Origin of the sequence: Butyricicoccus faecihominis (assembly GCF_014648015.1) — a bacterium.
GTDB lineage: Bacteria > Bacillota > Clostridia > Oscillospirales > Butyricicoccaceae > Agathobaculum > Agathobaculum butyriciproducens.
The window spans coordinates 108,168-122,032 of sequence record NZ_BMQH01000003.1; the positions used below are offsets into that span (position 1 = coordinate 108,168).

General features: G+C 48.8%; 15 protein-coding genes and 5 pseudogenes. 17 read left to right on the forward strand and 3 right to left on the reverse strand.

All coding sequences use genetic code 11. The features are described 5' to 3' along the window. The 6 genes and pseudogenes from IEY11_RS03755 to IEY11_RS03780 all read left to right on the forward strand — a co-directional run. Window positions 1-198: pseudogene (locus IEY11_RS03755) on the forward strand (hypothetical protein); the annotation flags it as partial. Continuing rightward, entirely contained in the window at window positions 195-1,058 is an 864-nt protein-coding gene (locus IEY11_RS03760) for an ATP-binding protein (protein WP_151165513.1), read from the forward strand. The pseudogene IEY11_RS03755 and the gene IEY11_RS03760, both read left to right, overlap by 4 nt. Before the next feature lie 64 nt (window positions 1,059-1,122). Next, on the forward strand, window positions 1,123-1,296 hold the full coding sequence (locus IEY11_RS03765; protein WP_425463782.1) for a transposon-encoded TnpW family protein: 174 nt from the start codon (window positions 1,123-1,125) through the stop codon (window positions 1,294-1,296). 77 nt (window positions 1,297-1,373) lie between these two features. After that, on the forward strand, window positions 1,374-1,739 hold the full coding sequence (locus IEY11_RS03770) for a hypothetical protein (protein WP_050004289.1): 366 nt from the start codon (window positions 1,374-1,376) through the stop codon (window positions 1,737-1,739). Window positions 1,740-1,825: 86 nt separating this feature from the next. Beyond that, a pseudogene (locus IEY11_RS03775) lies at window positions 1,826-2,416 on the forward strand (VirD4-like conjugal transfer protein, CD1115 family); the annotation flags it as partial. A gap of 98 nt (window positions 2,417-2,514) precedes the next feature. Then, a complete protein-coding gene (locus IEY11_RS03780; RefSeq protein WP_118730245.1) occupies window positions 2,515-2,892 on the forward strand; it encodes a TnpV protein in 378 nt (125 codons plus the stop codon). A gap of 4 nt (window positions 2,893-2,896) precedes the next feature. Here the strand turns inward: IEY11_RS03780 and IEY11_RS03785 are convergent, their stop codons facing one another. Continuing rightward, window positions 2,897-3,946 carry a hypothetical protein gene (locus IEY11_RS03785; protein WP_118730244.1) on the reverse strand — a complete coding sequence of 350 codons (1,050 nt, stop codon included), beginning with the start codon at window positions 3,944-3,946 and terminating at the stop codon, window positions 2,897-2,899. Window positions 3,947-4,273: 327 nt separating this feature from the next. On the opposite strand from IEY11_RS03785, the gene IEY11_RS03790 reads away from it, so the two are divergent. The 7 genes and pseudogenes from IEY11_RS03790 to IEY11_RS03825 all read left to right on the forward strand — a co-directional run bounded on the left by IEY11_RS03790 (window position 4,274) and on the right by IEY11_RS03825 (window position 8,547). Next, entirely contained in the window at window positions 4,274-4,507 is a 234-nt protein-coding gene (locus tag IEY11_RS03790) for a helix-turn-helix domain-containing protein (protein WP_118730243.1), read from the forward strand. A 29-nt stretch (window positions 4,508-4,536) separates the two neighbouring features. Continuing rightward, entirely contained in the window at window positions 4,537-4,842 is a 306-nt protein-coding gene (locus IEY11_RS03795) for a molecular chaperone (RefSeq protein ID WP_118730242.1), read from the forward strand. 151 nt (window positions 4,843-4,993) lie between these two features. Then, window positions 4,994-5,602, forward strand: a complete 609-nt coding sequence (locus IEY11_RS03800) for a recombinase family protein (RefSeq protein WP_188885834.1) — start codon at window positions 4,994-4,996, stop codon at window positions 5,600-5,602. Between the two features lie 504 nt (window positions 5,603-6,106). Continuing rightward, window positions 6,107-7,033 carry a hypothetical protein gene (locus IEY11_RS03805; RefSeq protein ID WP_147358109.1) on the forward strand — a complete coding sequence of 309 codons (927 nt, stop codon included), beginning with the start codon at window positions 6,107-6,109 and terminating at the stop codon, window positions 7,031-7,033. A gap of 3 nt (window positions 7,034-7,036) precedes the next feature. Continuing rightward, window positions 7,037-7,369 (forward strand): annotated as a pseudogene (locus tag IEY11_RS03810) (macro domain-containing protein); the annotation flags it as partial. Between the two features lie 292 nt (window positions 7,370-7,661). Next, window positions 7,662-8,075, forward strand: a pseudogene (locus IEY11_RS03820) (transposase). Next, window positions 8,068-8,547, forward strand: coding sequence for a transposase (locus IEY11_RS03825; protein WP_118730236.1), 480 nt, complete (start codon window positions 8,068-8,070; stop codon window positions 8,545-8,547). The pseudogene IEY11_RS03820 and the gene IEY11_RS03825 overlap by 8 nt, the downstream one beginning before the upstream one ends. On the opposite strand, the gene IEY11_RS03830 is transcribed toward IEY11_RS03825, so the two are convergent. Continuing rightward, window positions 8,501-9,289 carry a CPBP family intramembrane glutamic endopeptidase gene (locus tag IEY11_RS03830; protein WP_118730235.1) on the reverse strand — a complete coding sequence of 263 codons (789 nt, stop codon included), beginning with the start codon at window positions 9,287-9,289 and terminating at the stop codon, window positions 8,501-8,503. The genes IEY11_RS03825 and IEY11_RS03830 overlap by 47 nt on opposite strands. Window positions 9,290-9,698: 409 nt before the next feature. Next, complete coding sequence (locus IEY11_RS03835) at window positions 9,699-10,394, reverse strand: Crp/Fnr family transcriptional regulator (protein ID WP_188885836.1); 696 nt, start codon at window positions 10,392-10,394, stop codon at window positions 9,699-9,701. 87 nt (window positions 10,395-10,481) lie between these two features. Between IEY11_RS03835 and IEY11_RS15200 the strand changes: the two genes are divergently transcribed. The 4 genes and pseudogenes from IEY11_RS15200 to IEY11_RS03855 all read left to right on the forward strand — a co-directional run bounded on the left by IEY11_RS15200 (window position 10,482) and on the right by IEY11_RS03855 (window position 13,744). Further along, window positions 10,482-10,715, forward strand: a complete 234-nt coding sequence (locus IEY11_RS15200) for an ATP-binding protein (RefSeq protein WP_188885837.1) — start codon at window positions 10,482-10,484, stop codon at window positions 10,713-10,715. Between the two features lie 82 nt (window positions 10,716-10,797). After that, window positions 10,798-10,878 (forward strand): annotated as a pseudogene (locus IEY11_RS15205) (rubredoxin); the annotation flags it as partial. A 78-nt stretch (window positions 10,879-10,956) separates the two neighbouring features. Then, window positions 10,957-12,555 (forward strand): hydroxylamine reductase, encoded by a 1,599-nt coding sequence (hcp, locus tag IEY11_RS03850; RefSeq protein WP_188885838.1) that lies wholly within the window; start codon window positions 10,957-10,959, stop codon window positions 12,553-12,555. Between the two features lie 271 nt (window positions 12,556-12,826). Beyond that, a complete protein-coding gene (locus tag IEY11_RS03855) occupies window positions 12,827-13,744 on the forward strand; it encodes a DUF4300 family protein (RefSeq protein ID WP_243183945.1) in 918 nt (305 codons plus the stop codon). Window positions 13,745-13,865 lie beyond the last annotated feature (121 nt).

Here is a 13,865-nt window from a genome sequence, read left to right on the forward strand (position 1 = left end):
CTGGCAGACTTACAGGCCAGTTTTCCCACTGTATGGGGCCAGTACATCGAAAAGCTGTCCGAATACATGGCCTCTACCGGTAAGCGGTATCAGAGTCATGCCGCCACCATCCGGCGCTGGGCCGGTGAGGACGCAAAAAAGGCGGCCCCGCCCACCCGCAACCGGGATTACAGCGTAAAGGAGGATGAAACTGTATGATTGAGATTACCGCAGAAATCCGGGCGCTGATCGACAAGGCAGCTGCCGGTGTGGAACTGGCCGGGGACGAGTACATAGACCCGGCAGACGGCCTCATTCACTGTAAGAAGTGCGGCGGCCACAGGCAGACCGTTGTGCCATGCTTTGGAAAACCAGGCTACTTCATGCCCCGCTGTATCTGCCAGTGCCAGCGGGAGGCCGAGGAACAGCGCAAGACTGCTGAAGAACGGCAGCGCCGCATGGAGCGTATCAAACGCCGAAAGGCACAGGGCTTGCAAGACCGTTATCTGTATGACTACACATTTTCCAATGATAACGGGCAAAACCCATTGATGGACAAGGCTCACGCCTATGTGGAGAACTGGAAAGAGGCATATAAGAGCAATATCGGGCTTTTGCTATTTGGAGATGTGGGAACCGGCAAGTCTTTTTTCGCCGGATGTATTGCCAATGCTTTGCTTGACCGGGATGTGCCGGTGCTGATGACGAACTTTCCCACCATCCTGAACCGTCTGACGGGAATGTTCTCTGAGGACAGGTCGGAGTTTATTGCCAGCTTTGACGAGTATGACCTGCTTATCATTGACGATCTGGGAGTAGAGCGCAGTACCGAATATGCTATGGAGCAGATGTTTTTCGTCATTGACAGCCGCTACCGCAGCCGCAGACCCATGATTATCACAACAAACTTGAAACTGTCCGAGCTGAAAAATCCGCCTGATCTGGTCCACGCCCGTATCTATGACCGTATTCTGGAACGGTGTGCGCCGATTCTCTTTGACGGGAAGAATTTCCGGGAAGAAAATGCCGGTGCTACCCGACAGGCAGCAAAAGACATTGTAAACAGTAAGCAAGACTGATTTTTTACCGGGCGGCACAGACCCGTTCGGAGAAAGGAGCGCCATGAACAAAGAACCCCATACTATGCAGGTGGCAGACGCCGTTACTGCGTCCAGAGCGCCGGAAAACACGCCAGCGATGGTAAAGAAAATCGGCAAGACAACCTACAAGGTTCATGTCCATTTCAGCCAGACCAGCACAGAAACCATGAGCGATAAAATCAAGCGTATGCTCAAAAATGAAATTCAGCAGATGTGACAGACTGATAAACGAAGCCGCCTTGTGCTAAACTGATAATGGTACGCACCAAAATTTTTGTCAAGGAGGACACGAAAATGCTTTACACAGAAAAAGAGAAGCATGAAATTGAACGAGTAAAGGAGGTCTTTGCGGAACATCTGCGGCAAAGCCCTGATTTTGAACTGCTCTGGTCGGACAAGGTAGGCTATGTCTGGCTGGCGATTGGCGTCAATCCGCTTTATGTGGATACTGGCATTAGGATAGAATCAGCTGCTGATCTCTGCGGCAGGTGTTTGGATGATGTTGCTACGGATGTTTTATATATGACAGGCAACGATCATGCACTGGAGAAAGCCGATCCGCTGGAATTGGCGGAAATCAAGCGGCGCTGGGAGCCATATATCAACCAGCTGCCAGACTATGCGTATCTCTGCAAAGACCTGCTGAACGGAAAAATGTAATCTATCAAACGAGGTGTCAGGAGCCATACAATGCTTCTGGCACCTTTTTTGTAGATTTTTTGTGAATTTGATTAAAAAGTCCTTGACAATTTGTCTCTGGCAAAACCGCTAAGTCGATTTTGATTTCCTGCGGTGCGCGTCTGGCCGTATTTGATATTGCGGAGCTACGCGAGGTTACATCCTACGATGAGTTGGAACTGGATACGCTGGGAGACAGAAAAACGGCCCTGTTCCTCATTATGAGTGATACGGATGACAGTTTTAACTTTCTCATTTCCATGTGCTACACCCAGTTATTCAACCTGCTTTGTGAAAAGGCCGATGATGTGTATGGCGGCAGGCTTCCGGTTCATGTGCGCTGTTTGATTGATGAGTGTGCTAACATCGGGCAGATTCCGAAACTGGAAAAGCTGGTGGCCACCATCCGAAGCCGTGAGATCAGCGCCTGTCTGGTGCTGCAGGCACGAAGTCAGCTTAAAGCCATCTACAAGGACAATGCCGACACCATCATCGGCAACATGGACTCACAGGTATTTCTCGGCGGCTCCGAACCGACTACCTTAAAGGAACTCTCCGAAGCGCTCGGCAAGGAAACCATCGACACCTTCAACACCTCAGACACGCGCGGCAGCAGTCCAAGCTGCGGCACGAACTATCAGAAGCTCGGCAAGGATGTGCCATACTTGTTGGTGAAGAGTTCAGCTGCCTTGAATTTGATATGAACAGGGACACGATCAGCTGGATTCGGAGAAAAATCGAATACAGGAGGTTGCTTATGGAACACTTACCGAAGAAAACCTGTCAAAACGGCATCAGCTATACGCTGGTCGGTGACTATTACATTTCGGATTTACAGTTACCGGAAGAAAACCGCCCCATTGGAATCTGGGGGCGGATGCACAAAGCCTATCTGGAACTGTATCATCCAGCCCGGTATAATGACCTGATTTTGTCCGGCAAACTATGGACATATCTGGCAGATCTGAATGAGCAGGCACAGAACCGGCTGGATTGTATTATTGCCCAGATGAAAGAAGCTGAAGGAATTACGGAGGAATTGAAAACTCGTGATCAGATGGCGTGGGTCAGGGCAATGAACAGCTTACGCAACCGGGCAGAAGAAATTATTCGTTCTGAAATGATTTACTGCTGAAGTGTCAGTCTTCCGGTTCAGCCAGTTTTACGATAACATTGCTCTGCCGGAGAAGCCAGCCTGAAAATTCCTTTGGGCTGGCTTCTTTCTTTTTCACAGCCTGTTTGCGCTGCAAGGCTCCTTTTTTGAAGGATTCAAAAGCAGCCAGCATTTCTTTCAGACGCTCAGAAGGAAAACCAGAAGTTTTCTTTGCCTTATTGATTTTGTTTCGCCAGTTCTGGCACTCATTTTTGTAGAGCAGATCATAATTGTTTTCTCTGGCTCGTTCATCAAACTCACGCTTGCTTTGGAGGGACTGTTTTTTGCGGCACTTATCGCTGCACAGCTCATATCGCTGGCTTTTGGCAAGAAATACTTTTCCACAGATTTTGCATTTTCGGAAATAAAGCCCCCAATCATTCAGGCGATTCAGATAATAGATCATCAGCGGATACAGGGATGAATGAGTAGCAACACACTCCGTTTTCCGTTTGTTGTCTGGATACCAGAGATCAAGTCTGGTATCTTCCTGCGGCACAGAGCCATAAATATGTGTGGAAATATTTAGTCGTTTTGGCTTCCCTGTATCCTCGTCAAAGTCAAGGGGTGGATTGCCCATAAATAAGGCTGTGAAGCTATTCATTTTCTCAATAAAACGCTCACAGGCAGACTCTCGATCTCGTGGTTCTCTTGCCTTCAAATATTCATTCCAGATACGAAGTGCCACATACATTCTCACCGGATCACCGGTGAGATATTTTTTTGCCAGAAAATCACCGGACACCTGTTCCAGTTCTGGCTGCTTCCACCGGTTAGAGTGAAGCGATTCTCTCAGCGGTATTAAACCGAGGCGATTCCATTCACCGTCTGGATCATGTTCGAAGGCTGAAAGCATAGTTCCCAAAGGGCGTGTAACATCACATAGCACCTCGGCATCAGCATATCCCTGTAAACGAAACCGGATTTGCAGTTCTTCTCCAATCAAAATACGCTCTTTCATTTTCTGTCTGTCCAGCGTCAGCACCAGCAGAATACGGTCATAAAGCGGTTCGTGCCGCACAAATTCAAAGTCCATACAATTCCCTCATCTTGACTTATGGTAATTTTATAATTCAGTTATATACGTTACACTCATGGTACTGTAAAGCTATTGTTTTGTCAAGTTTGTGGCGATATGATGACGTCAGATGGTAATTTTGTTCCATCGTGTACCTTGACAACTGAATGACCGTCTGAACCGAGATAAACCGCCATGACCTCTCCTAAAACGAGGGCGAGCGCATCGAGAAATCGGTGACTCATGTATGTCGAGCAGGGCAGCATGAAGGAAACGGGACAGGTAGAACGGCAAATATGCGGAAAATGAAATATCAAAAAATTTAAATAAAGGAGGAACACCGATATGAAAGAAAAAATAAAGTGGAATGATTACGATTCACTGCCCCTGATTTTGGATGTTACGGATATTCAGCATATCATGGGAATTTCCAGAGCCAGCGCCTATGAGCTGGTACACACGCCGGGATTTCCGGCGGTGCGCAGTGGCAGGTTGATTAAAATCAGCAAGAAAGCCTTTTTTAATTGGCTGGACAGCGGCGGCAATTCCCACGAGAACGAAAAAGAGAAAACAGCATAACCGTGAAATGGAATATGAGGAGGATTCTTATGATGAAGCTGTCTAAGTATGAGAAAGAAACCATTATCAACTGGAACGAAGCGGAAAGCACCGCCAGCATCTATACGTTCAACGCTGATCTGAAACGCAGATTGGCAGAGTTCAGTCGGAAATATCCCCAACTGTGTCGGTTAGAGCGCAGTACCCCGGAGGGAAGCGAGACCTATGTGATTGAAAAGTCCCGGCTGTCTGTCCGGTTGATTCCACCATACAGTGAGGAAAGGCTGGCGGCTGCCAGAAAGTACGCCAAACAACATGGATTTCAGGTTTTGCGTACAGAAAAGGAAAGTGCCTGATTACAGGACAAGTGACAGCAAAATGCCGGGTCTGCACCCGGCATTTTCACAGGCTGTTTGTTCAGGGGGTAAACGTATCCAGTACCATAGAAGATGAAAAATATCCGATTCGGGAGCTGTTTTCCCGGTCAGGAGAAAGGAGGAAAAAGCAATGGGAAATTTGTATGGATATATCCGTGTCAGCACCAGAGAACAGAATGAGGACAGGCAGATTCTTGCTCTGAAAGAACTTTCTATTCCAGAGAAAAATTTATTTATTGATAAGCAATCTGGCAAGGATTTTGAACGTCCTCAGTACCGGAAAATGGTACGGAAACTAAAAAAAGACGATCTGCTCTATATCAAGAGCATCGACCGTCTGGGGCGTAACTATTCTGAAATTCTGGAGCAATGGCGGATTTTGACTAAAGAAAAAGGAATTGACATCGTGGTGCTGGATATGCCTTTGCTGGATACCCGTCGGGGCAAAGACCTGATGGGGACATTCCTCAGCGATATTGTGCTGCAAGTATTGTCCTTTGTGGCAGAAAACGAGCGCACCAATATCCGACAGCGCCAAGCAGAAGGAATTGCCGCAGCCAAAGCAAGAGATGTCCGCTTCGGCAGACCCCCAGCGCCTTTACCTGAAAACTTCCATCATCTATATCAGCAATGGAAAAATGGAAAAATCACCGGAACAGCTGCCGCAAAGCTGTGCGGGATGCCGCTTTCCACCTTCCGCTATCGTGCGGAGATTTACGAAAAAGCCAAGTTGTTGTAAGCAGGTGTTTTTACAGAATTGTGTAGACGAACTTTCTTTGACTGCAGTATGGAGATTACAGGTGAATACAGGAGGCACAAATGTTGCCGACTATTGCTTGAGAAATCATGTCGCAGCAATGGGATGGAGTCTGCGTGAATTAACCCAGGCAGAACGTTCTGGGATACATACATTTTTGGATTACTGTAATCTGGCAAGAACTCAGTACAAATCATTTGACAGTGTGTGCCGTATGGTAGAGGATGTAAAAGAAGGAGACCTCCTATGGATGCGCTCAAGAAATGAAGGAAAATACTATATTGCAAGGGTTAAGGCAAATAGCACCTGGGCGTTTCGTGAAGATGCGGTACAGATTGATGCTGCGAATCAGTTGACAAACATTGACTGGTATCTGGCTACAGATACGGCAGATGAAGAATCCGTTCCTGGTGCTGTGGCAACATCATTTATTATGGGATCAACCATCCAGAGAATTAAGAAAATGGAGTGGAAGCATACAGTCAAATGCTGTATAACCGTGTCCACGATTCAGCACTGGATTTATTCAATTATCCCGATCCGGCTCTCTCATTATGTGAGAAACATTTTTATAGCTTGCTCCAGCCGGAAGATGTTGAAGATTTACTTGCGCTGTGGTTGTATGATACCAAAGGCTATGTTTGCATCCCATCGACAAATAGAATTGCCACACCAAAGTATGAGTGCGTTTTGGTTGATCCAAATGACCTGAACCGAAAGCATATTTACATTCAGGTAAAGAAGGGTGATGTTGATCCTAATACAGATGACTATTCCAGCCTGAATGGTGAAGTGTATTTGCTTACAACGGAAGGAAACGTTCAGAATGCACAGAAATATTCAAATGTGAAAGTAGCAGATCCAACGGTTATTTATGAATTTGCGATCAATCCGGATAAGTCCCATATCATTCCGGAAAATGTTTTATACTGGGTGAAGTTTCTGGCAGAAATAGAAAATAATCGATTGGAGTTCTCTGCGTGTAAGGGAATCATGTTTGATACGAATATCTCGTATTCAGACACAAATGAATCCGAGATGATTCTTGGAAACAAAATAGCGGCATATGGAGATGCAAAACGGTATATCGACAGCTTCCCCCAGGGGGATTATGCTCTTTTTTATTCCAAAGGAAGAGGAATTATTGCGGTTGGACAGATTGTCACAGACACGCCGACAGAAGTGGCAGATGAAAAATATCATAGTGTCAGAATGATTGTGCCGGAAAAATTTAATGGGGATGTCAAGGCGTTGCCTGCACTTTCTCCGAATGAAATAAAAACAATTTTGAAGCGGAATTTTTATTGGGCATCGACAATAAAAACACCGTTTCTTACAGGGGCACAGGTTGAAATGTTGATTCGAGAATTGCAAAAAAGCATGTTTAACGATGTGCAGAAGGGAGAGGAATAAGCAATGCCCTTACAGATTATCAGAAACGACATTACAAAGATGAGTGTTGATGCAATCGTCAATGCTGCCAACACATCTCTTTTGGGCGGTGGTGGTGTGGACGGCTGCATTCATCGTGCCGCCGGACCGGAGCTGCTTGCAGAGTGCAGTACGCTGCATGGCTGCGAGACAGGCAGCGCAAAAATCACAAAGGGATACCACTTGCCCTGCAAATATGTGATCCATGCAGTGGGACCGCGTTGGAGGGATGGCAAACATCGGGAACAGGAGCTTCTGGAATCTCGTTATCGGACATCTTTGAACATAGCAAAAGAAAATGGCTGTCAGTCGTGTGCCGATAAGACAGTAATTTGAGAGAACCACAAAATCGGCATCTGCCAGGCAGGATTGGACAACAAAAAACAGGTGGCACTCAGCCGGGTGCCGCCTCAGCCTGTCGAAAAAGGTCACCTACGGGTGGCCTTTTTCTGGTAAAATGGTTCGAAAAATGAAATAATAAGTACGGGTGATAAACGTACTTACGAAAGATATTGAAAACAGAAATCAAGTTGAGTTTGTAAGTTTGGAACAGACGGTTCCTCAGGACCATCTGCTGCGTCAGATCGATGCAGCGATCAACTTTAATAAGGTGTATGAATTTGTTGAGGATTTGTACTGCAAAGACAATGGACGTCCCAGCATTGATCCTGTTGTTCTGTTCAAAATTGTGCTGATTCAATATATCTACGGCATTCGTTCTCTGCGGTGAGCGCTGGAAAAGAATGGGATGAATATGGCGTATCGGTGGTTTATTGGATATCCGCTGAACGAGCAGGTTCCGCATTTTTCAACGGTGAGCTATAACTTCAAACACCGTTTTAATACCGCATCGGTAGAATATATTTTCCGCTGGGTATTAAAGGCAGCTGCGGACGAGGGATATTTGGACACAGAAGCCATATTTGTAGACAGTACGCACATAAAGGCAAGTGCGAATCTGAAAAAGCAGGCCCGCAAAGCTGCACCCAAAGAAGCAAAGCCGCTATGCACACGAATTGTTTGATGAGATAAACAAGGACAGAGAAACGCACGGAAAGAAACCCTTCGACGAAAACAACAACGGGAATGATTCCGGCAGTGGAGATAACTCCGGTAAATCGGAAATGGTAGAAAAGACTGTTTCTACTACAGACCCGGAATGCGGCGTATTCCACAAGGGCGAACACAAGAAAGTCTTTGCTTATGAAGCGCACACCGCTTGTGACAAGCACAACTTTATTTTAGGTGTACATGTTACGCCCGGAAATATTCACGACAGCGTAGCATTTGATTCTCTGTATGATGATATTTGCCAGCACTACCCCGAACACAAAATCGTTGCAGCCGACAGCGCCTACAAAACCCCTTGGATCTGCAAAAGAATCTTTGAAAGTGGCAGAGTTCTGACTTCTGCCTATACACGCCCCAAAACCAAAGATGGCAAACCCCTTACATGCTATCTGCTCTTTTGTCCTGTCGGAGTGAACGGCAGATGACATACCCTGCCGGAGCAATCATAATCAGAATAAAAATGCTGATCAGTTCATTCACTTCGGATGGCGCAAAGCCCTGCAGCATAGTAATGAGGTTGTTTGCGAAATGCACGAGGATGGGAAACAACAGGTTCTTTTTCTTCTCGTAAAGGATTCCTGCGGCAATGCCCATAAGGGTGGCATAAACGGCCTGCACGATATTCAGGTGATAAACGTCGAAGAGTATGGATGACATTAGAATCGCGGCCCAAACGGGGGTGAATTTCCGCATGGAGCGAAGTACAATGCCGCGGAATAGAATTTCTTCTACAACAGGTGCAGCAATCACCGCAATCATAAATGTTCCAAATGCATTTCCGCCGGCAATATTTTCAGCACCGGCGTTTATTGCCTCAACGCTTTTCTGCAGCGAGGGAAGCTGTTCTGCCAGCATGATCCAAAGACCGGAGATCCCGCAAATGCCAAATCCCACGACCAGACTGCCGAGCACATCTTTAAAATTTGTCGCTGTGCGCGGTTCGCTTATATCTTTCCTCCAAAGCAGTTTATAGAGCGTAAAGAATACGAGGATAAGAACAGCGTAGATCAAAATCTCGCCCCAATATGAGTGTTTCATAAATTGCTGCGGGGGGATATGAAAAATATCCAAAACGAGCCTTTCCACAAGGAAATATAATAGATTGGATAGCAAAAAATGTAGTGCGATTGCAAGAATGGGAATAGCGAGATATCTTTTTTTCATCATACGGTCAATTTTTTCTCCTGTCTGTATTTTTGAGGGGACTGCAGCAGTATAACAGATTTAACTTAAAGTCTTCGTTAAGGGGCGAAGCCGCAATCTTTCGGAAGCGGCATCGCAAAAGGACACTGTTCATCTTCCCTGTCGAACCGTTTGACCTTCCTCTAAAAGATGTTTTCCTCATAGTTGGTGACATGCTGAATTTGGCATTAGGCTCCTTGCGTTCTGCAAAGATTTTAGAGTTCAAACAGAAAATACCCACAGCCAAAGCGGCTGTGGGTATGATCAAATCAGATTGTACGAGCTGACGCTACCTTGTCAATCTCTGCAGGTTCGTAGTTGCGCTCTCCTTCTGTAAAAGCCCAACATTCTGCCCGGTGTATCCGCACTTTCCAATACGCCCAAAGGGGGCTCCTTATCGCGTAGAAGGAGGAAGGCCGTCCGTCTCTGGCGCCTTGAGAAGAAAGTGGCTTTTATGAAAGTCAAGCAGGCCCTCATCCCGCATTTTGCCAAGCTCCAGCGACAGTCCGCTGCGCTCCACGCCGAGATAATCCGCAAGCTGCTGGCGGGAGAATGGAATGTCGAATTCATAGCCACCCCGGCGCTGCGCCTCGGCGGAAAAATAGGACATCAGCTTTGCCCGCGTTGTGCGCTGGCCCATGTGGGTGAGCTTTTCGTTGAGCCGCAGGTTCTTCTCTGCCAGTTCGCCCAGCAGGTTGCGGATGATCCGGCTGTGGTGGGAGCAGGCGGAGGGGCACATGCTCAAAACGCGTCTTATATGCAGAAACATCACCGTCACCGTGCTCTCCGCCTCCACGCTCACATTCAGCACCGCCCCCGGCGCGCAGGCGAACACCTCCGCGAAGGTCTGCCCCGGCCCGGTCTTGGAGAGGATGTTGCGGTTTCCCCAGATATCCTCCTGCACGATGAGGGCGCTGCCTGCCAGCACAAGCCCCACTTCATCCACCGCGTCTCCGGCGCGGAGCAGGCGGGAGCCTTTTGGGAAGGTGTCGATCCTCGCCCCAAGGCAGGAGAGCATGGCGGCAAGCTCATCGTCGGAAATGCCGGAGAAAAGCGCCGCGGTGTGGAGTACCGGAAAAAATTCTTTCATAAATAATCCTCTTTCGTTGAAAATTCAACCGACTTGTTGCCTTTAGTATAGTACAATGAGCGCAGACAAGCAACAGGAGGACCGAACATGAAGCGACGGATCATTGAAATCGATCAGGAGAAGTGCAACGGCTGCGGCGCCTGCGCCGCAGCCTGTCACGAGGGCGCCATCGCCATGGTGGACGGCAAGGCGCGGCTCATGCGGGACGATTACTGTGACGGGCTGGAACTGGCCGCGAAAAAGGCGCTCCAGCAGAGCGGGAAATTCATTCCGTGGCAGGTGGTTACCGTAACAGTGGACGGCCGGCTGGTGGAAGAATAACAAAATCATTAGAAAAAGGAAGGAAGAAAGAAGCACAATAAAGTATATATGCAGTCTTTGCGGTTGATAATATGACGAGAGCGCAGGTTATCCAGAGGGCGGCATCGCCCCCGGAACGCCTTGGAGCGAGGTGCCGGAGGATTTTGAGTGCCACCTGTGCAATGTGGGAAGGAGTTCTTCGAGGAGGCGTGAGCTTCTGATAAAAGGACATAATTTGAACCGAAATAGGAGGAAAACGATAATGGATCATAAAATGTTTTGCTTTCAGTGCGAGCAGACAGCGGGTTGTACCGGCTGTACCGGTAAGGCTGGTGTCTGCGGTAAGACCGCCGATGTAGCGGAACTTCAGGACGAGCTGACGGGCGCGCTCATTGGGCTGGCAAGAGCCACGGACGCCGATACACCAGTCAATGCCGATACATGGCGGCTGATGATCGAGGGATTGTTCACCACCGTCACTAATGTGAACTTCAACGAAAAGACCATTCGCGAGTTGATCGAACAGGTGCACGCGGAAAGGGAACGACTGGCACCAAACTGCTCTGGCTGCGGCTCTCGCTGCGGGCGGAATGATGATTATGATATGAATTTGCTCTGGAACGCGCAGGAGGATATTCGCAGCCTCAAATCTCTGATCCTTTTCGGTGTGCGTGGTATGTCGGCGTATGCCCATCACGCCATGGTACTGGGCTATGTCGATGAGGAAGTAAACCGCTTTTTCGCCAAGGCACTCTTTGCCGTGGGCGAGGACTGGGGCATGGATGAGCTGCTGCCCATCGTCATGGAGGTGGGCGAGAAAAACCTCAAGTGTATGGCGTTGCTGGATAAGGCCAACACCGAAAGCTACGGTACGCCCGCGCCTGCCACTGTCCCGCTGACGGTGGAGAAGGGGCCGTTCATCGTCATCACAGGCCACGACCTCCACGACCTGAAGCTGCTGCTGGAGCAGACCGAGGGTAAAGGCGTCAACATCTACACCCATGGCGAAATGCTGCCTGCCCACGGCTATCCTGAACTGAAAAAATATGCCCATCTCAAGGGCAACTTCGGCACGGCGTGGCAGAATCAGCAAAGAGAATTTGCCGACATCCCCGCGCCGGTGCTGTTTACCACCAATTGCCTGATGCCGCCGAAAGCAAGCTACGCCGACCGCGTGTTCACCACGGCGGTGGTATCCTACCCGGAACTGACGCACATCGGCGAGGATAAGGACTTTACCCCTGTCATCGAAAAGGCATTGGAGCTTGGCGGCTACAACGAGGACAAGCCGTTCACCGGTATCAACGGCGGCGGCACGGTCATGACCGGATTCGGTCATGGCGCGGTGCTTGGCGTGGCGGATCAGGTGATCGATGCGGTAAAGAGCGGCGCTATCCGGCACTTTTTCCTGGTCGGCGGCTGTGACGGAGCCCGCCCCGGACGGAACTACTATACTGAGTTTGTCAAGCAGACGCCCGCCGACACTGTGGTGCTGACGCTGGCCTGCGGCAAATTCCGCTTCAATGACCTTGATCTCGGAACCATTGGCGGCCTGCCTCGACTCATGGATGTAGGCCAGTGCAACGACGCTTACGGTGCTGTCAAAATCGCGCTGGCCTTGGCGGATGCCTTTGGCTGCGGGGTCAACGACCTGCCCCTGTCTCTGGTGCTCTCGTGGTATGAGCAGAAGGCAGTGTGTATCCTGCTGACGCTGCTGTATCTGGGGATCAAGAATATTCGCCTTGGCCCCACGCTGCCGGCATTTGTCTCGCCCAATGTGCTGAACTACCTTGTAGAGAATTTCGGTATTGCTCCCATCACCACCCCGGAAGAGGATCTGAAGGTGCTGCTGAAGCGCTGACAAACCGTAATGCGGCTGCGGAGAGGAACATCTCCGCAGCCGCACTTTATTGAAAGCACTCATGAGCGTTTTTTTGGTTCTTTGCTTCGATACTCCTACACGCCGCCTGCACCAGATAATGCTTCTCATGGCAGAACACCTGGAGATGTGAGGAAAGTTGCTTGCTGCAAAAGCCGCAACACTTTGTATATCTTAACATAGGTTTTATGATCCGGTGCTATAATAACCTTAGCAAATCGAGCAATCGCCAAAGAAAGGACAGATTAGAACTATGAGATCACGATGGGAAATCACTTTTATTATATGTGTTGTGCTTATTGCCGCCGTACTTGCAGGCTGCGGCGCAGCCGAGCAGCGTCCGGCATTGGAAAAAATTGAATACACGAACCTGAACGACAGTGGTTCGAGGGAGCTTTTGCAGGAGCTGCTCTCCGACGCAGGCGTGTCAGATGGGCGTATTCAGGGCTTTTTCCGCCGTGTGGATCACTTTAATGACATCGTGAAGCAGGAATGGCTTACGGATGGCTTTGAGGAAGCGGAGCTGCTGTATACGAAATACGACCCTTATACCATGCAGGACGAATGGACGGCGAAGAACGGGACGTTTCCGGGCTATAACTGCCGGATCACCGCCATGAGCCTGTTTGGGGATTTCATCTCTGTGAGCGCAGACTCTCAAATCAATTCCGGTGAAGATGTGCTGTTTGTGGACGAGGAGACGCTGAAAACAGATCCCTCTGCGTTGGGAGGAAGCAGCCTTGCGGATTTCCGCGCACTGTATTCCTCTATGAAGGCGAAGAATACCACGGAAATACCGCGTCATGTGCAAACTGTACAAGAAGAATGGGCATCCCGCGGCGTTACATTTCAGGAGAATGAAAGGATCCGCCTTATCACGGTATTCTTCCATGATAAGCCGACTGAGGAGGAATCTCTGCTGTTTGTCGGGCATGTTGGCGTACTTTTGACGGCGGAGGACGGGACGCTGTACTTTGTAGAAAAAGTTGCCTTTCAGGAGCCGTACCGGCTGCTGCGATTTGCGAACCGAACGGCACTGAGCGATTATCTTATGGGGAAATATGACACCTCATGGGGACAGGATACGGCGACTCCCTTTATCATGGAGAATGACAAGCTCATGGACGGCTGGCGTCCAAACCCGGATAGCGGAAGCTCCACACTCGGCTAAGGACTGCGCGTTGCTGCCAAACTATGCATGAAGTCTTTAGAGGAATCATGCCGGAACGCTTATTTCTCTCTTTTCTGGAATCTGCTTAACTATTTCAGTATATTCTTATTACAAATCTTGC